Genomic DNA, 18116 nt, shown 5'->3' with positions numbered 1-18116 from the left:
GCGCTGTGGCCAGCACGGCGAGACCCGCGACCACCTTGCCCGGCCGGAAACCATGCCGGAGTTCACGACGCGGCACGGGTCACCTCCACCTGTCCGATGCCCACTTCGAGGCTCAGCTCCAGGGTGCCCGACGGCTTCGCGCCGGCGGGCGCGGGCAGCGTCTGCTGCCGCTCCTTGCCGGCCGAGACGTCGATGTCGTTCGGCGCGTCGGAGGGGAGGCGGATGTCGCCGATGCCCGCCTCGGCCCGCACCTTCACCGGCGAGTCCTTCGGCACGATCACTTTGAGCCTGCCGGCCCCGACTTCCGCCTTCGTCGACACCGTCCCGCCCGCGGGGACGGTGAGAGAGGACAGGTCGAGGGTCGCGACGCCCGAGCCGAGTTCGTACCGCTCCTGGACGGCTGCGACGGAGGCGGGCTTCCAGTCCGTACGCACCCAGTGGGTACTGATGTCCTTCGGCAGCGCGGCCGCGCCCGCCAGCAGTGCCGCAGTGATCATCGTCATCATGATCGTGCCGAAGCCGGTACGGCCGAGCAGCGAGCTCACCAGCAGGCCGGTCCCGAACACCGCCAGCGCGCAGACCAGTCCGATCTGCAGGCTTGTGCCCAGCGGGTTGCTGTCCCAGCTGAGTCCGGTGCCGAGACCGCCCGCGATCAGCGCGTTGAGGAAGATGGTGCCGCCGATTCCGCGCGGGCCGCGCGACTGCGGGGGAGCCGATGACGTACGCCGCCGGGGCGGAACACCGGCCTCACTCTCCGCCTCCACGACGGCATCCACCGGACCCCACAGATAGCCGGAGGCCACCGGGCCCGTCGTGCCGTCCTTGATGATCGGGTCCCGCCACCACGAGGGACTGTCGGGCGCGGGCGGCGCCTTCGTCTCCGGCGGGGCCTCGGCCACCGCGTGCGCTGTCGCCGCGTCGAGGGGAGCGCCGTCGGGCGCGGCGACACGGCGGCGCTGCGACCACACGGCCGCGCCCCCGACCGCGAGCGAGAGCAGTGCCGCGAAGGCGAGCGTCCCGCCGTTGCTCAGCATCGACAGGAACAGTCCGCAGCCGATCAGCGCCAGGAGTACGGCGGTCAGCGAAGCGCCGTCGACCCGGCCCGACAGCAGCCTGCGGCCCTCGTTCTCCTCCTCGCCCTCGACGGGGATCAGCAGCCATGCGAAGCCGTAGAAGATCAGGCCGATACCGCCGGTCACCGCCAGCACGCCGATCACGATCCGGAAGATCACCGGGTCTATGTCGCAGTACCGCCCGAGCCCACCGCAGACACCGGCCACGACCTTCTGGCGGGGGGCGCGGCGCAGCGGCACCTCGGGGTGCGCATCGGGCGGCAGCTCCGGCTGCGCCTGAGGCGGGGTGGTCGGCTGTGTCATACGTCCATGGTGACGGGCTCCGCGCCGCGATGGCATCCAGGTCAACCCTGGCCGTTCCCTGATATCGGCCCACGGCTCGCAGCCTCGGATCAGGGTCGGTTTAAGGGACGACCCTGATTCCGCGGCTCGTCCTCGCGTGTGACGATCGGAGCATGCCAGTCGCCACGCCCCGACCCGCCGCACCCTCCCGCGCCCCCGTGCCGGAGGAGCCGCCGCTGCGCAAGCTGTACCGCAGCGCCGACGGCCGGATGCTCGGCGGTGTGGCACGGGGCCTCGCGGGCCATCTGGGACTGCCCGTCATCTGGGTACGGCTGGTCTTCCTCGGCCTGTTCATGGCCGACGGCCTCGGGGTGCTGCTCTACGCCGTCTTCTGGATCGTCGTGCCGCTCGGCGTCGGGGGCAGGACCGCCGAGCCGCGCTCCGTCTTCGAGACCACGTCCGACGGCCGGCGCCGGCTGCGCAAACCCGACAAGGGCCAGCTCTTCGCGATGGTCGCGCTGATGATCGGCGCGGCGATCTTCGTCGGCAACGTGAACATGGGCAGCAGCACCGGCCGCTATGTCTGGCCGATCCTGCTGATCGGTGCCGGTGTGGTGCTGGTGTGGCGCCAGGCGGACAACGCCCGCCGCGCCCGCTGGACCGAGGTCGGCCGCAGCCGCAGGCTGCTGCAGCTGGGCCGCGCGCTGGCGGGTGTGGCCCTGGTCGGCATGGGCCTGACCGTGTTCATCGTGGTGCGCGGTTCGGCCGCCCAGCTCGGCAACGTACTGACCGCGGCGATCGCCGTGATCGCCGGTGTCGCGCTGCTCGCCGGGCCCTGGCTGGTGCGGATGACCCAGGACCTCTCGGAGGAGCGGACGATGCGCATCCGCGCTCAGGAACGCGCCGAAGTCGCGGCCCACGTCCATGACTCCGTCCTGCACACCCTCACCCTGATCCAGCGCAACGCCGACGACGGAGGCGAAGTGCGCAGGCTCGCCCGCGCCCAGGAGCGCGAGCTGCGGAACTGGCTCTACAAGCCGGAGGGCACCGGCAAGGACGAGGACGAGGAACCGGACACGCTCGCCGACGCGGTGAAGAAGGCCGCTGCCGAGGTCGAGGACAAGCACGGCGTCCCGCTGGAGGTCGTCGTCGTCGGCGACTGCCCGCTGGACGAGAAACTGGTCTCACAGATGCAGGCCGCACGCGAGGCGATGGTCAATGCGGCCAAGTACGGTGGCGAGGGCGGGGCGGTGCAGGTCTACGCGGAGGTCGAGGGCCGTACGGTCTTCGTCTCCGTAAGGGACCGGGGGCCCGGATTCGATCCGGATTCCGTACCCCAGGACCGGATGGGCGTAAGAGAATCGATCATCGGCCGGATGCAGCGCAACGGCGGGACGGCACGGCTTCGCTCGGTGCCCGGCGGGGGCACCGAGGTCGAGCTGGAGATGGAGAGGGCGAGCGAATGACCGAGACCGAGGCTGCGGGAGAGACTGCGGAGCGGCGCGTACGGGTCGTGCTCGTCGACGACCACCGGATGTTCCGCACCGGAGTGCAGGCGGAAATCGGCCAGACCGAGAGCACCGGCGTCGAGGTGGTCGGCGAGGCCGCCGATGTCGACCAGGCGGTCACCGTGATCACGGCGACCCGGCCGGAGGTCGTCCTGCTGGACGTTCATCTGCCGGGCGGCGGTGGTGTGGAGGTGCTGCGGCGCTGCGCCTCGCTGATGGCGGCCGCGGAGGATCCCGTACGGTTCCTGGCGCTGTCCGTCTCGGACGCCGCCGAGGACGTCATCGGGGTCATCCGAGGCGGTGCCCGCGGCTATGTCACCAAGACGATCACCGGGAAGGACCTGGTCGACTCGATCTTCCGGGTGCAGGACGGGGACGCGGTGTTCTCGCCGCGGCTCGCGGGCTTCGTGCTCGACGCGTTCGCCTCGACGGACGCGCCGCCGGTGGACGAGGACCTCGATCGGCTCACTCAGCGGGAACGGGAGGTGCTGCGGCTGATCGCCCGGGGGTACGCGTACAAGGAAATCGCGAAGCAGCTGTTCATCTCCGTGAAGACGGTGGAGTCGCATGTGTCGGCGGTCCTGCGCAAGCTTCAGCTCTCGAACCGGCACGAATTGACCCGATGGGCGACGGCTCGTCGTCTCGTTTAGGCTCCGTTGTGAGGTAACTGGTACATAGCCGGGCAACCGACTGAGCCATGTTCACCTCTTGTTTTGCGTGATGAATTTGACGGGGAACACCTTCTTCGTGATCACGATCGTCCTGGTCGTGATCGCCGTACTCCTGCCGCTCCTGTTCTGGAGCCGGCTGCGCGGACCCGCCATGGTGCGGGGCGCCGGCCGGCTGGTCATGGTGCTCTTCGCGCAGGCGACGGCGGTTCTGATGGTGTTCGTGGCGGTCAACAACGCCAATGGCCTTTACGACAGCTGGGACGACCTGCTCGGCACGTCGAACCATGTGAACAACGCGGTCGACCTCGGGCCGAGCGGCACCGGCGGCCGGCAGATCTCCTCGCTGCCGACGATGCATCAGAAGTTCGACAAGGTCGATGACCCCTCGCTCGGCAGCGGGCTGCGCCGCACCTATCTCAAGGGCGGGATCTCGGGCGTTGAGGGCGAGGTCTACGTCTGGCTGCCGCCGCAGTACGACGAGCCCGCGTACCGCAACAAGCAGTTCCCGGTCGTTGAGCTGCTCGCCGGGTTCCCCGGCACCTCGAAGAGCTGGTTCCGGGCGATGCAGGTGCAGTCGAAGATCCAGCCGCTCATCGAGTCGGGCAGGGTCGCCCCCTTCATACTTGTCGCGCCCCGCACCATGCTGCTCGGCGCCTCCGACCCCGGGTACGCGAACATCCCGGGCACGGTCAACGCGGACAGCTGGCTGACCGTCGACGTACGCAAGATGATCAGCGACAACTTCCGGGTCTCCCTCAAGCCCGACAGCTGGGCCATCGCGGGCTACTCAGCAGGGGGGCACGGCGCGGCCAAGCTGGCCTTCCAGCACCCCGACCGCTATCGCGCGGCCATCAGCCTCTCCGGCTACAACGACCCGGCCGCGGAGAAGGACTCGATCACGGGCTCCGACCCGGAGCTGCGCCGTGAGAACAACGTCCTGCACATCCTGAAGTCGGCCAAGAAGCCGCCGCGGGTCTCGCTCTTCGCGACCGGGGAGGGCGCGGACGGATATCTGCCGGGTCTCGCGCTCCAGCGTGCGGCCAAGCCGCCGACGAAGATCGAGGTGCGCAAGACGACGGGCGGGCACCTGACCCACGTGTGGGGCAGGGAACTGCCGTACGCGTTCGAATGGCTGACGCGGCAGATGCATCTGCAGGGCATGACCCAGCACGAGGGACAGCGCGACGGCGAGGCCGTGGGACAGGCCCGGGGGCAGAGCGAGGACCGGAAGCTGGACGGCGAGGTCGCCGGCAGCCCCGTCGGCCTGCTGGAGTAGCACCGGGCCTGTGGCCGTGGCCTACCGGGGGGAGGCGTCCAGAATCATGTCGGCCTTGGCGCCGACCCGCCGGTAGCCGATCCCCGCGTAGATCCGCTCGATGTCCGCGTCACCGGGCTCCAGCCACACGACCTGGCAGCCGCGGTCGAAGGCCGTGGCAGTGAGATACGCGGAGAGGGCGGCGCCGATGCCGCGGCGGCGGTGCGACGCGGCGACCGCGAGACCGGCCAGCTCGCTCAGCCCGCCGACCGGAATGGAGCAGCCGCCCGCGGCGACCGTGGTCCCGTCCTTGTCGTCCGTGGCGAGGGCCGCGACCCCGCCGCCCTCGTGGGCCCCGCGGAGCCAGGCGATCTCGCCCTCGGTCGGCTCGCCCGTATCGCCGTAGGCGAGATGCTGCACGGCGGCCGCGGCCGTGAATCCGGTCAGGTCGGAGGGCTCGCCGACGGAGATTCCGGCCGGCGGTGCGGGCGTGACGAGGGAGCCGGGCGAACAGGCCAGGACCGGGGCGCGGTTGACCACCGTGAAGCCGGCGGCGAGCAGAGCGGGCTCGACCTCGGGCGCGCAGGACGGCAGGAACTCCAGGCGCGGCAACCGGTCCCGCTCGCGGAAGACGGCGACCAGCGCGTCGATCTCTTCGGTGGTCGGCTCTGCGCCGTGATCCGGTATGGCGTAATTCGCGGGCGGGATGGACCAGTTGGGGTTGTAGCGCACCGTGAAGGGGCCGACCCGTACATGATCGGGGGAGCGGAGCGTGAGGGTGCGTACGTAGTTCTGGATGTCGACGTCCACTTCGGGCTCCTGCCGCGACCGGGATCTTGGGACGCCGGGGATCCTACGCGGGACGGGCAGCCCCCGCGAAGGGCATTTCGTCGATCGGGGCGACGCGGACAGGGGCCCCTGGGCGGGGCGCGTGGATCATCTGCCCGCCGCCGATGTAGAGGCCGACATGGCTGACGCCGGAGTAGAAGAACACCAGGTCGCCGGGGGCGAGTTCGGAGCGGGAGACACGGCGGCCCGCGTTGATCTGGGTGTACGTGGTGCGCGGCAGCGAGACTCCGGCGGAGCGCCAGGCGGCCTGGGTGAGCCCGGAGCAGTCGAATGAGGTGGGCCCGGTCGCGCCCCAGACGTACGGCTTGCCGAGCGCCCCGTAGGCGTAGGCGACGGCCTGTGCGGCACGGGGGTTGGGGGCCTGGAGGGAGCCGCGGGGGGCAGCGGAACGGTCCGCGCGTGTGCCCGACGCCTCCCCGTAGGAAGTCCCCTGCGAGGTGTCGTAGGAGGCGCGCTGCTCGGCCGTGAGCTGATCCAGCAGGCGTTCGGCGGCCGAGAGCTTCTCCTGGACTGTCGCCTTGTTCCTGGCCAGCTCGGTCTGCCGGGCCTTGAGGGCGCCCATACGCTCGCCCGCCTCGGCCCTCAACCGGGCGATCTCCACCAGCTGCTGGTGCACCCCGGCGATGGCGTCGGCCTGCCGGGTGCCGACCCGCTCGGCGAGCGCTGCCCGCTCCAGATACTCGTCAGGGTCGGAGGTCAGCGCGAGCTGCAGCCCCGGGTCGATGCCGCCGGCGCGGTACTGGGCGGTGGCGATCGAACCGAGTGCGTTGCGCGAGGTGTTGAGCCGCTCGGTCCTGCGGGCGGCCTCGTCGCGCAGCTCGTCCAGCGACCTGCGGGCGCTCGTGGTCTGCTGCTTGGCGCCGTTGTACTTCTCGGTGGCGGCCTCGGCCTCCTCGTACAGCTTGTCGACCTTGGCCTTGATCTGTGCGGGGGTGAGGACGGGTTCGGCGTGCCCGGTGCCGTCGAATGCGGTGGCGGTCGCGGCGCCTGCGAGCGCGATGGTGGCGGCGGTCCGCGCCGCGGGCCCGGTGAGCGGATGCTGCTTCGGTTTCCGGTGCGCTGCCACGAGGGCGTCCACGTCCTTCCGTCTTTCCTGCGGTCCGAGGCCGGTCCGACGGCGGTCCGCACAGGGGGAGCGGTCCGCCGCCGGATCTCTCGGCGGTGGTGTCCGACGGCCGCCCGGGAGCCCGGCGGCGGTGGGGAGTCGGTCACCTGAGGGAGGACGGTAAACCTGGAGGTCACGGGAAAGAGGCGTAAGGACCGATAGTGCCCAAAAGTGGACAGTTGGGATCGGTTTCTGAGAGCAGACGTGATGGCATCGGCCCAACCGCGGTACCGCTGTGACCGATGCGGCGAATGAGGCACACCAGCCCAAAGGGCGGTGGTATGGGGAGGGTTAGGCTCCGCCTCATGGACGTACTCATCAATGTCTTCGTCGCCCTGCACATCATCGGCATCGCGTCGCTGCTCGGCGGCTTCCTGACCCAGATGAAGGCGATGAGCGCGGGAGCGGCGCGCTTCAGCCCGGCGATGCTGCACGGGGCGCTGACCATGCTGATCACGGGCGTGGTGCTGGTGGGCCTGAACCAGGCGGACGACCAGCCGGTCAACAACCTGAAGATCAGCATCAAGCTGGCGATCCTGGTGGTGATCCTGGGGGTGGTCTACGTCAAGCGTGACGAGGAGAAGGCCGAGAAGGCGCTGTTCGGGGCGGTGGGCGGACTGACCGTCGCGAACATCTTCATCGCGACGCTGTGGACGTAGTCTCTGCCGGGGGTCCGCTGTGGACGTGATGCCTCGGACATGAGAACGCCCGGGCGCGCTTCGGAGGCCCGGGCGTTCGGCTGTCGGCGGCGTTACGCGGGGCGCACGCTGCCGTAGATCGGCATGTAGTAGATCGACTCCTCGCGGACGTTCGCACCGGGCTTCGGCGCGTGGATCATCTTGCCGTCACCGATGTAGATGCCGACGTGGCTGATGTCGTCGTAGAAGAAGACCAGGTCACCCGGGAGCAGATCCTTGGTCTCGACCCGCGTGCCCACCTTCACCTGGTCCCAGGTGGTGCGCGGCAGGTCCACGCCGGCCGCCTTCCAGGCGGCCTGGGTCAGTCCCGAGCAGTCGTACGAACTCGGGCCGGTCGCTCCCCAGACGTACGGCTTGCCCGTCTGGGCGCGGGCGAAGGCGAGGACCTTGTCGGCCTTGGCCGCGTAGGTGCCGTCGGCCGTGCCGGTGCCGGTGCCCGTACCGGTTCCGGTTCCCGTGCCCTTGTCGGCCTCCTGCTGCCGGCGCGCCGCCTCCGCCTTGGCGCGGGCCTCCGCCTCCGCCTTGGCCTTCGCCTCGGCCTTGCGGCGGGCCTCTTCCTGCTTCTGGCGCTCGATCGCGGCGAGCCGCGCCTTCTCCTCGGCGGTCAGCTTCGACAGCAGCGAGCGCGCCTCGGCGAGCTTCGTCTGGACCACCTGCTTGCTGGTGCGCAGGGCCTTCTGCGAGAGCGTGAGCGAATCGAGCTTCTCCGTCGCCTGCGCGCGCTGCTTGGCGGCCGCGGCCCGCTGGGTCTCGTAGTCGTCGATCACGGTGCGCTGACGGTCGGTCATCCGGTCCATCAGCTGCGTCTGGTCGAAGTACGCCTGGGGGCTGTCCGCGAAGATCAGCGCGGCGGTCGGGGTGACCGCGCCCGTTCGGTACTGCGCGGCCGCGTAGTTGCCGAGCGCCCTGCGGGACTCGTTCAGCTTCTCCGTGCGCTTGGCGGCGTCGTCGAGGAGCTCGTCGACCTCACGACGCTTCTCGTCGGTGGACTCCTTGACCTTGTTGTACTTCTCGGTCGCGGTGCCGGCCTGCCGGTAGAGGTCGTCGACCTTCTTCTGCACCTCTTCGATGGAGGGCTTCGGTTCGGTGGGCGCGGCGTTGGCGCTCTGCGTCGACAGCAGGGTGACGCCGGCGATGGCCGCCGTCGTGAGCCCGACGGCGGGCGAGGTCTTCGCGGTACGGCTGCGTTCTTTGCGATGCGAGGCCAAGGCCGGCATCTCCTTCTTCCGTGGACCGCCTACCGGGTTAGCTGTCGGGTTCGGGCGGAACGGAAGATCGCCCTACGGACCGAATGGAGCACGGTCCGATTCACCCCGGTTGTGCATAGTGGGTCCCCGGTTCCGAACTTCCTTGCGGAAAGCCCGAATTCGGCGCGAGCTGCCCGATGTGGCGTGGATCGCCAGGGGGGTACGGGCCGCCTGATCGAGCACGCTAGCCAACTCGTGTGGCTGCTGTGAAGGTTGATGTTCGAAATGCCCGATACATTTTCGTGACCTTACTCATCGACGGATCTGTGTGTTCCGGATGATGACCCGACGACATGGCCCGATCACGCAGGGTTGCCAGGAGGTGCTGCCAGGTTACGGAGGGTGGTGGCCGAATGCGGCGGCAAGCTGTCAGTGCGGCGGCCTAGACTCGTAGAGCGATGAGCAGCCTCTTTGACGACAGCTTCCTGGCGGACCTCCAGCCCAGCTCGGAGCACCCTCCGCCACCGCCCGAGGACTCGGCCCAGGAGGAGATCCCGGACGATCTCTTCCAGGGCGCGTTCGACGTGCCTCCGGCCCGCGATCCGTACCACCGCGACGGCGCGCCGCGCACGGTCGTGGACCCCGCCGCCCTGCTGGAAGGGCTGAACGATGAGCAGCGCGCGGCCGTCGTGCACACCGGCTCGCCGCTGCTCATCGTCGCCGGGGCCGGGTCCGGCAAGACCCGGGTGCTGACGCACCGGATCGCGCATCTGCTGGGGTCCCGCAGCGTCCACCCCGGCCAGATACTGGCGATCACGTTCACCAACAAGGCCGCCGGCGAGATGAAGGAGCGCGTCGAGCAGCTCGTCGGGCCGCGCGCCAACGCCATGTGGGTGTCCACCTTCCACAGCGCGTGCGTGCGCATCCTGCGCCGCGAGTCCAAGAGGCTCGGCTTCACCTCGTCGTTCTCGATCTACGACGCGGCGGACTCGAAGCGGCTGATGGCGCTGGTCTGCCGGGATCTCGATCTCGACCCCAAGAAGTTCCCGCCGAAGTCCTTCAGCGCGAAGATCTCGAATCTGAAGAACGAGCTGATCGACGAGGAGACCTTCGCCGACCAGGCCGCCGACGGCTTCGAGAAGACGCTCGCCGAGGCGTACCGCATGTACCAGGCCAGGCTTCGCGAGGCCAATGCCCTGGACTTCGACGACATCATCATGACGACGGTGCATCTGCTCCAGGCGTTCCCGGACGTCGCCGAGCACTACCAGCGCCGCTTCCGCCACGTCCTGGTGGACGAGTACCAGGACACCAACCACGCTCAGTACACACTCGTACGCGAGCTGGTGGGTACGGGGTACGAGGACCTGCCGCCGGCCGAGCTCTGCGTCGTCGGCGACGCCGACCAGTCGATCTACGCCTTCCGCGGCGCGACCATCCGCAACATCCTCCAGTTCGAGGAGGACTACCCGGACGCGACGACGATCCTGCTCGAGCAGAACTACCGCTCGACGCAGACGATCCTCTCCGCAGCCAACGCGGTCATCGAGCGGAACGAAAGCCGCCGACCCAAGAACCTGTGGACCAACGCGGGCGCGGGCGCGCAGATCACCGGCTATGTCGCCGACACCGAGCACGACGAGGCGCAGTTCGTCGCCGACGAGATCGACCGGCTGACGGACGCGGGCGACGCGAAGGCGGGCGACGTCGCCATCTTCTACCGTACGAACGCCCAGTCCCGTGTCTTCGAAGAGATCTTCATCCGCGTCGGACTGCCGTACAAGGTCGTCGGCGGAGTGCGCTTCTACGAGCGCAAGGAGGTCCGCGATGTGCTGGCGTATCTGCGGGTGCTCGCCAATCCGGAAGACAATGTGCCGCTGCGCCGGATCCTGAACGTCCCCAAGCGCGGCATCGGTGATCGCGCCGAGGCGATGATCGACGCGCTCGCGCTGCGCGAGAAGATCACCTTCCCGCAGGCGCTGCGGCGCGTCGACGAGGCGTACGGCATGGCGGCCCGCTCCGCCAACGCCGTCAGGCGCTTCAACGTGCTGATGGAGGAGCTGCGTACGGTCGTCGACTCGGGTGCAGGCCCGGCGGTGGTTCTGGAGGCCGTCCTGGAGCGCACCGGCTATCTCGCCGAGCTGCAGGCATCGACCGACCCGCAGGACGAGACACGTATCGAGAACCTCCAGGAACTGGCCGCCGTGGCGCTGGAGTTCGAGCAGGACCGCGCCGAGGAGGAGGGCGCGGGCACGCTCGCCGAGTTCCTGGAGAAGGTGGCGCTCGTCGCCGACTCCGACCAGATCCCCGACGAGGACGAGGACGGCTCCGGCGTCATCACCCTGATGACACTGCACACCGCGAAGGGCCTTGAGTTCCCTGTGGTGTTCCTGACGGGCATGGAGGACGGCGTCTTCCCGCACATGCGCGCCCTCGGCCAGGCGAAGGAGCTGGAGGAGGAGCGGCGGCTCGCGTATGTCGGCATCACGCGCGCCCGCGAGCGCCTCTATCTGACCCGGTCGTCGATGCGCAGCGCCTGGGGCCAGCCCTCTTACAACCCGCCCTCGCGCTTCCTGGAGGAGATCCCGGGCCAGCACCTGGAGTGGAAGCGGACGGGCCCGATGGCCGCGCCCGCGGGCCCGACCTCCGGCATCGCGTCGTCGCTCTCGTCCTCGCGCTCCCGCTCGGGCGGCGGAGCATCGGGCTTCGCCACACGGCGTACGAGCGACAAGCCGGTGATCTCGCTGTCGGTGGGTGACCGGGTCACGCACGACCAGTTCGGCCTGGGGACCGTGGTGGAGGTGACGGGGTCGGGCTCGGACGGGCAGGCGACGATCGACTTCGGGGACACCAAGCCGAAGCGCCTGCTGCTGCGTTACGCGCCGGTCGAGAAGCTGTAGTTCCGGAGTTCCGGGGGCTCAGGTCGGGTCGAGGCCGTGGCTGCGAAGCCACGGCAGCGGGTCTATGGCCGAGCCGCCGCCGGGCCGGACCTCGAAGTGGAGGTGCGGTCCGGTGGAGTTGCCGGAGTTGCCGGAGTACGCGATGACGTCACCGGCCTTGATCGAGCCGGAGCGGATCTTGGTGCTGCTGAGGTGGCAGTACCAGGTCTCGGTGCCGTCGGGCGAGGTCACGATGGCCATGTTGCCGTAGGCGCTGTTCCACTGCGTGCGGACGGTGCCGTCGGTCGCGGCCATCACCTCGGTGCCGTACGACACCGGGAAGTCGATGCCGGTGTGCACGGACATCCAGTTGACGCCTGCCTGGCCGTAATAGGCGCTCAGGCCCTGCTGCTTCACGGGCAGTACGAACTTGGGGCGCATTGCCTCGCGGCGCTTGGCCTCTTCCTCGCGCTTCTGCTTCTCCGCCTCCTGGCGCGCCTTCAGATCGAGGCGCTCCTGGGTACGGGAGGCGCGGTCACCGAAGTCGCGGGCGTCTGCGCTGAGAGCGGCGAGCTGCGTGTCCATCTTGTTGTTCGCCGCGACGGGCTTGACCGAGGAGGGATCGGCGGCCGCGACGTTCTTGGAGCCGTCCTTGGTGTCGCCGGTACCCAGATTGCCGACGGAGGCGGCGGCGATGCCCGCGACGCCCATCACGCAGGCCGACGGCACCGCAACGGTGAGGAGGGCTGAGCGTTTGGCGGGGGTGCGGCGACGGCCGCGGGATCCGCCGGAACGGCGGACGGGGCGCGGGGTGACGGCCGCGGAGAGAGGTTCCGGTTCCGACGTGAACTCCGAGTCGAACTCGGACGCGGCGCCCGGTTCGTCGTCGGCTTCGGACTCGATCTCGGCTTCCGCTTCGAAGTGGGCCTCGGGCTCGGGCTCGGCCGTGAACTGGGCCGCTTCGAACTCCGTTGCCTCGAACTCCGGCTGGAACTCGGTCGTGAGGTCGGGCTGGAACTCGGCCTGGAAGTCCGGCTGAAACTCGCTGGTGATGCCGTCGTACGTGACGTCGCCGTGGAACTCGGTCTGGAGGAACTCGTGCTGCGGCGTGAACTGGTGCGGTACGAGGGCTTCCGCGCCGGTGTTCCAGGCGGTTGCGTCATACGTCCCGGTGTCGAAGGCGGGCGCCGCCCACTGTCCGGTCGTGTCGTACGCGAATGTCGCCGCGGCCGTTTCGTACTGACCTGTCTGAGTCGTCTGGTTCCAGGCGCCGGCGTCCCACTGTCCCGTCGTGTCGTACTGGACGGCGGAGGTGTCGTACTGGCCAGCGCCGCCCGCCGCGCCTGTGGCGTCGTACTGCGGGAATTGCTGCGTGTACTGCGGCTGTTGTGCCTGCTGCGCACCGTAGACGTCGTAACCGCCGGTCTGGTGCGACCCGGTGTCCCACTGGGTGGTGTCGTACTGGCCGCTGTGGCCCGCTTCGTAACTCCCGGGGAGCGCACCGAAGAGCGGGTCGGTGTCGAAGCTGCCAGTGGAGTACCCGTCGTATCCGACGTACCCGGCGTGGGCGTGCTGGTCGTTCACCAACTTCTCTCTCGCCTCGGCAGCAGGACCTGGGTTCCGGGGCCGCCACGGGGGAGTGGGGGTCCCAGAGGGAAAGCAGTGGCGCGACTGTACCCGGCGGTATGCGACGGCGACAATCTTCGGCAGGTTTTAGGCAATCAGGAAACGGGCATTCGGCCGTCTTTCGGCGGACTGTGGGCACAGCTTTGGCCCTACGTTCGAAAAGCGTTCGACGATTCGTTGCCCCGCAGCACGTCGATTCAGGCGACGAAGACCGCACCCGCGGCGCCTGCCGCCGAGTCGCTCGACTCGAGTGCCTCCCGGATGCCGGCCGCGACGGCGGGGTGGACGGGCAGGGCGAGATGACCGATTCCGCTGACCTGCACGTTCTGCGCGATGAGGTCGGGGTGGTCGATACAGGCCGTCTCGACCGGGACCATGATCTGGTCGAGATCGCTCCAGAAGCTCACGAACCGGGTGCGGCACCCGGGGGCGGGCGTGGTCAGCTCCTCGATCACGGCGGAGCCGGGACGCATCTGGCGCACGATGGGGTGCGCGCTGGCGAGCGGGGCGACGGCTGTGCCCGAATGCGGGGTTCCCAGCGTCACAAGGGTGCGTACGCGCTGGTCGCCGCCGAGGCGCTGCACGTAATAGCGGGCGATCAGGCCGCCCAGGCTGTGTCCGACGATGTCGACCTCGGGCCGGCCGGTGCGTGCGCAGATCTGCTCGACATGGCGGCCGAGCAGCTCGGCGGCGGTGCGGATGTCGCAGGTCAGAGGCGAGTAATTGAGGCACTCGACCTGCTGTCGGCCGTGCCGGGCCAGCGTGCGGCGCAGCAGGACGAAGACGGAGCGGTTGTCCACGAAGCCGTGGAGGAGAACGACGGGCGGGTGGACCGGGCCTCCCGCCAGGAGCAGCACGGCGTCGGAAGGGTGGGGCTCCGGGCCCGGTGGCGGGGTGGGGGCGGGGCGCTCCGGGGTGAGGCCGGTGGGATAGAGGAGCAGATGCCCGGCGAGGATCGCCAGCTCAAGCGCGGTGGCGCGGAGCAGCGCTGCGGATATTCGCAGCTGTCGGACGGGGCGCAGACACAGCGGAATGAAGGAGAGAACCTTCATGGCCGACCTCCCGTGCGGCACACCGGAGGACGGCTCCGTCCCCCGTGTGCCCTCATGGGAGCTGCGGCAGGAAGTGTGCGGCTCTCTGGCCCGTGCCGGGCCAGAACCGACGGTGTCGTACCGCCGTGCCGCGCGGCTGACGGCACGGGGGTACGACCCTGTAGTGGCTCCCGTAGCGACCGTGCCTGCGCGGGCGGCTTGTGTTCCGCCTGATGCGGGTACGACGCATAGCGAACTTGTCCCACGTGTGATTTCCCCCTCGCTATCCACCGTGAAACGGCCGGGTGCGGGATGCTGGGAGATAACGTTCGTTCACTTCCCCGGGCCATGGTCGGCGCGGGACCCGTGCCCATGCGGCGCAGTCGGTATGTGGAGGCAGTGATGGGTGTGACTGGTCCGATCCGTGTGGTGGTGGCCAAGCCGGGTCTCGACGGCCACGACCGGGGGGCCAAGGTGATCGCGCGGGCGCTGCGCGACGCCGGTATGGAGGTCATCTACACCGGCCTCCACCAGACCCCGGAGCAGATCGTGGACACGGCGATCCAAGAGGACGCGGACGCGATCGGCCTCTCCATCCTGTCCGGCGCGCACAACACGCTCTTCGCGAAGGTGATCGCGCTCCTGAAGGAGCGCGAGGCGGAGGACATCAAGGTCTTCGGCGGCGGCATCATCCCGGAGGCCGACATCGCGCCGCTGAAGGAGCTGGGCGTGGCGGAGATCTTCACGCCGGGCGCGACGACGGCGTCGATCGTCGACTGGGTCAACGCGAATGTGCGGCAGCCTGCGGAGGCATAACGCTTCGCGGTGAGGTCCGCCGGGCGCGGGGGGCTCGGGGGCGGGGGTCCAGGTCGGAGCCCCGGTCACGGGGCACCCCCCAGTTCCACCCGCATCGCCGCCCGCAGCCGCAACGTCGACACCAGCCGCTGGAACGCCTCCGACCAGTACCCGCCCGCCCCCGGCGACGCCCCCTCCGTCTCGTCGGGCGTCGCCGTCAGCAACTCCAGGCGGCTCGCCTCCGCCGGATCCAGGCAGCGTTCCGCCAGGCCCATCACCCCGCTGAAGCTCCAGGGGTAGCTCCCCGCGTCCCGCGCGATGTCCAGTGCGTCGACCACCGACCGGCCCAGCGGCTCCGCCCATGGCACCGCGCAGACGCCGAGGAGCTGGAAGGCCTCCGACAGGCCGTGCGCCGCGATGAACTCGGCCACCCAGGACGCCCGCTCCTCCGCCGGAAGCGTCGCCAGCAGCTTCGCCCGCTCGGCGAGTGACGATGTGCCGGGACCGGTCTCCGGCGGGGAGGCCGGTGCGCCGAGCAGGGCGCGTGACCACTCCGCGTCGCGCTGCCGCACCGCCGCCCGGCACCACGCCGCGTGCAGTTCCTGCCCCCAGTCCTCGGCGACGGGCAGGGCGACGATCTCCTCGGCCGTACGCCCCCCGAGCCGCCCCGGCCAGGTGGACAGCGGGGCCGCCTCCACCAACTGGCCCAGCCACCACGACCGTTCACCCCGGCCGGACGGCGCATTCGGCACCACACCGTCGCGCTGCATGTCCGCATCGCATTCGTGCGGCGCCTCCACCGCTATCGATGCGCGGCTCGCGTCACCGCTGCGGTCCAAGCCGACACAGGACGCCGCCCGCGCCGCCATCCGTCCGGCGAGCGCGGAGTGCGGCAGAGCGGACAGCAGCTCGGCCGCCGTGGCGCGGACATTGCGGCTGCGGTCCGACAGAGCCTGTTCCAGGAACGGCTCGTCCGCGTCGGAAAGCCTCGTACGCAGCGAGTCGAGGAACATCAGCCGGTCCTCGGCCCGCTCCGTCCCCCACGTCGCGGCCAGCAGCGCCAGCGCGGCCCCCGCGTCATGCACCCGTACCGCGGCCAGCAGCGCAACACGCTCGGCGAACAGCCCCTCGTCCCACAGTCGTTGAACCGCCTCGGCGTCCGTCACGTCCGGCAGCACGGCGCCGCCGGACGCACCCCGCAGCGCGAACTTCCACTCCGGGTTGAGGCGGGCCAGCCACAGCCCGCGCGTCCCGGCGAACGCGAGCGCCTGCGGCCGCAGATCCGTACGCGCCCGGGCCGCGTCGAGCAGCGCGGGCAGCAGGGACGACGGCGCCTGGTAGCCGTGCTCGTTGGCCCCGGCGAGCCACTGCGGGAGCAGCTCGGTCAGATCGGGCGCCGTACCTCGCCGCCCGCCCGCGTGTGAGGGGACGGACCGGTCGGCCAGCAGCTGGGCGAGCCGGCGCCGCGCGGCCACGGGCAGTTGCGGCCGTGCGTCGTGCGGTGCGGGCTCGGGACGGGCGGCCGCGGGTGCGGGCAGCAGTCCCGCCCTGCGCCGTACGGTGTGGAGCGCCGCGGCGTCGAGCAGTGCGGCCGGGGCGTCCTTGCCCGGGGTCAGGACCGCGTCCGGCGGTGTGCGGCGGTCGGTGCCGAGCAGGGCCGCGGTGACGACTTCTTCCCAGGCCGATGTGCTGGTGGCAGTCATGGGTCCTCCGTACGTTCAGATCAGCGGGACCGTCTCGGACCCGTCCACGGACCAGGCGGCGAGCGGCGAGAAGCCCTGGTGGCCGCACTCTCCGAAGAGGGTCACCGGGCCGCCGCCGGAGAGCGCCACGAGCTTCCACAGCCCGGTGCGGGCGAGCGCCGCGGGTGCGACGGGCAGCGCGGACTCGCCGTCGGCGTCGGCCAGTTGCCACCCGTCGCCCGACGGGACCGGTATGACGCCGCTCAGCGTCACCGGCCAGGAATCCAGCCACGGGTCGTCCCGCAGCGCCTTGCCGTACGCATCCAGAGCCGACGCCACCGACCCGCCCGGCGGCGGCGAGACGATCGGCACGGGTGCGCCGAACGGCTCGCCCAGCTCCGCCCGCAGCTGTCCCGCGCCCGCGTACCCGGTGAGCTCGGCGTCGACCATCAGCCCCACAGGAAGGGCCTGCTGCGGGGACCGGCCCGCCGCGCCGAAGGAGAGCAGCAGTGCCGTGCGCCCGGACTCACGCCCGTACAGCCATATCCGGCGCGTGGTGATCTTGCCGTCCGAGGAGTCGTACTGGGCCAGGATCAGCCAGTCGTCCCGTACCGGCGGGCCCTCGGCGGGCGAGGTGAGCCCGACCCGGGTGCGGACCGTCGCGGCCAGCGGCTGCGGCAGCCGCTCGATCCCCAGCCAGGCCGTGTCCAGCAGGTGGATCAGCGCGCACTCCTCCAGCAACCGCACCGGCCAGCCGGGCCCGGAGCCCGGTATCGCACCCAACTCCCGTACCCGGCCTGCCAGTCCGGGCGCCTGCGCGTCGACCATGCGGGCAGCCGTCTCCTCCCACAGCCCGTACCCCGCCTGCTCGGCCGCCGCCAGGCCGCCGCGCAGCAGATCGGCCAGCCGCTGCTCAAGCTCGGTCGCCCCCGCGGTGATCCGCCCCGCCCGGCGCTCGGCCCTGCGCCTGGCCGCCTCGGGATCGGCGGTCTTTGCCGCCTGCCCCGCGCCCTCTCCGCTCTGTTCCTTGTCCGTGGCGCGCTGCTTGCGCCCTTCCAGCCACTCCTCCGCCCAGTCCGGTGTGCTGGAGACCTGGACTGCGGCTTCGTCCGCCGCCCAGAGCAGCAGCAGTCCCAGCGCGTGCTTGCACGGGAACTTCCGGCTCGGGCAACTGCACTTGTACGCCGGGCCCGTGGTGTCGATGACGGTCTGGTACGGCTTGCTGCCGCTGCCCTTGCACAGGCCCCACACGGCCCCCGAGCCGCTGCTGCCCGCGCCGGACCACGGCCCGGCCGCGCCGAGTTTGTTTCCCGCTTTGCGTGATGCGTCGTCAGGAGCCAGTGCCAGCACCTGTTCCGACGTCCAGCGCACCCCCACCTGATTCATGGCGACGACGCTACGGGCCGGCACTGACAATGGGCCCTGACCTGCAACGACGGTCGATTGTCAGTGGCATGGTGCACCGTGGAATCCAC

The 18116-nt window shown here is 70.4% G+C and carries 14 protein-coding genes and 1 riboswitch; of the genes, 6 read left to right on the top strand and 8 right to left on the bottom strand.

Annotated features, from left to right (window positions below):
* Positions 1 to 62: 62 nt before the first annotated feature.
* Entirely contained in the window at positions 63 to 1376 is a 1314-nt protein-coding gene (locus ABZS64_RS05960) for a PspC domain-containing protein (RefSeq protein ID WP_355823724.1), read from the bottom strand.
* A 152-nt stretch (positions 1377 to 1528) separates the two neighbouring features.
* Here ABZS64_RS05960 and ABZS64_RS05955 point away from each other — a divergent pair, with 152 nt between their 5' ends.
* From ABZS64_RS05955 to ABZS64_RS05945, 3 genes are all read left to right on the top strand, one after another.
* Positions 1529 to 2821: a PspC domain-containing protein gene (locus ABZS64_RS05955; protein ID WP_355823722.1), complete on the top strand. Its 1293-nt coding sequence runs from the start codon at positions 1529 to 1531 to the stop codon at positions 2819 to 2821.
* Positions 2818 to 3513, top strand: coding sequence for a response regulator transcription factor (locus ABZS64_RS05950; protein WP_355823720.1), 696 nt, complete (start codon positions 2818 to 2820; stop codon positions 3511 to 3513). The genes ABZS64_RS05955 and ABZS64_RS05950 overlap by 4 nt, the downstream gene beginning before the upstream one ends.
* A gap of 70 nt (positions 3514 to 3583) precedes the next feature.
* The gene (locus tag ABZS64_RS05945) at positions 3584 to 4810 is read left to right on the top strand and encodes an alpha/beta hydrolase-fold protein (RefSeq protein WP_355823718.1); all 1227 of its coding nucleotides are present in this window, start codon (positions 3584 to 3586) and stop codon (positions 4808 to 4810) included.
* Between the two features lie 21 nt (positions 4811 to 4831).
* Here ABZS64_RS05945 and ABZS64_RS05940 read toward each other — a convergent pair whose 3' ends face one another.
* Together ABZS64_RS05940 and ABZS64_RS05935 are read right to left on the bottom strand one after the other, a co-directional pair.
* Positions 4832 to 5599 carry a GNAT family N-acetyltransferase gene (locus ABZS64_RS05940; protein WP_355823716.1) on the bottom strand — a complete coding sequence of 256 codons (768 nt, stop codon included), beginning with the start codon at positions 5597 to 5599 and terminating at the stop codon, positions 4832 to 4834.
* Positions 5600 to 5642: 43 nt separating this feature from the next.
* The gene (locus ABZS64_RS05935; protein WP_355823713.1) at positions 5643 to 6704 is read right to left on the bottom strand and encodes an NlpC/P60 family protein; all 1062 of its coding nucleotides are present in this window, start codon (positions 6702 to 6704) and stop codon (positions 5643 to 5645) included.
* Between the two features lie 344 nt (positions 6705 to 7048).
* Here ABZS64_RS05935 and ABZS64_RS05930 point away from each other — a divergent pair, with 344 nt between their 5' ends.
* Positions 7049 to 7402, top strand: coding sequence for a hypothetical protein (locus ABZS64_RS05930; RefSeq protein ID WP_355823710.1), 354 nt, complete (start codon positions 7049 to 7051; stop codon positions 7400 to 7402).
* Positions 7403 to 7494: 92 nt separating this feature from the next.
* Here ABZS64_RS05930 and ABZS64_RS05925 read toward each other — a convergent pair whose 3' ends face one another.
* Positions 7495 to 8658, bottom strand: a complete 1164-nt coding sequence (locus ABZS64_RS05925) for an NlpC/P60 family protein (RefSeq protein ID WP_355823707.1) — start codon at positions 8656 to 8658, stop codon at positions 7495 to 7497.
* A gap of 2 nt (positions 8659 to 8660) precedes the next feature.
* Positions 8661 to 8824, bottom strand: a riboswitch (cyclic di-AMP (ydaO/yuaA leader).
* Positions 8825 to 9086: 262 nt separating this feature from the next.
* Here ABZS64_RS05925 and pcrA point away from each other — a divergent pair.
* The gene (pcrA, locus tag ABZS64_RS05920; RefSeq protein WP_355823704.1) at positions 9087 to 11528 is read left to right on the top strand and encodes a DNA helicase PcrA; all 2442 of its coding nucleotides are present in this window, start codon (positions 9087 to 9089) and stop codon (positions 11526 to 11528) included.
* An 18-nt stretch (positions 11529 to 11546) separates the two neighbouring features.
* On the opposite strand, the gene ABZS64_RS05915 is transcribed toward pcrA, so the two are convergent.
* Together ABZS64_RS05915 and ABZS64_RS05910 are read right to left on the bottom strand one after the other, a co-directional pair.
* A complete protein-coding gene (locus tag ABZS64_RS05915) occupies positions 11547 to 13091 on the bottom strand; it encodes a M23 family metallopeptidase (protein ID WP_355823702.1) in 1545 nt (514 codons plus the stop codon).
* A 239-nt stretch (positions 13092 to 13330) separates the two neighbouring features.
* Positions 13331 to 14185, bottom strand: a complete 855-nt coding sequence (locus ABZS64_RS05910; protein ID WP_355823699.1) for an alpha/beta fold hydrolase — start codon at positions 14183 to 14185, stop codon at positions 13331 to 13333.
* A gap of 381 nt (positions 14186 to 14566) precedes the next feature.
* On the opposite strand from ABZS64_RS05910, the gene ABZS64_RS05905 reads away from it, so the two are divergent.
* A complete protein-coding gene (locus tag ABZS64_RS05905) occupies positions 14567 to 14980 on the top strand; it encodes a cobalamin B12-binding domain-containing protein (RefSeq protein WP_355823697.1) in 414 nt (137 codons plus the stop codon).
* A gap of 65 nt (positions 14981 to 15045) precedes the next feature.
* Here the strand turns inward: ABZS64_RS05905 and ABZS64_RS05900 are convergent, their stop codons facing one another.
* Together ABZS64_RS05900 and ABZS64_RS05895 are read right to left on the bottom strand one after the other, a co-directional pair.
* Positions 15046 to 16662, bottom strand: a complete 1617-nt coding sequence (locus ABZS64_RS05900; RefSeq protein WP_355823694.1) for a DUF5691 domain-containing protein — start codon at positions 16660 to 16662, stop codon at positions 15046 to 15048.
* Positions 16663 to 16677: 15 nt separating this feature from the next.
* Positions 16678 to 18027: an SWIM zinc finger family protein gene (locus tag ABZS64_RS05895; protein ID WP_355823691.1), complete on the bottom strand. Its 1350-nt coding sequence runs from the start codon at positions 18025 to 18027 to the stop codon at positions 16678 to 16680.
* Positions 18028 to 18116 lie beyond the last annotated feature (89 nt).

Source organism: Streptomyces sp. NPDC005408, assembly GCF_040606445.1.
Taxonomy (GTDB): Bacteria; Actinomycetota; Actinomycetes; order Streptomycetales; family Streptomycetaceae; genus Streptomyces.
The sequence above is the reverse complement of the archived record's forward strand: the minus strand, read 5'-3'. Positions and strand labels throughout refer to the sequence as shown.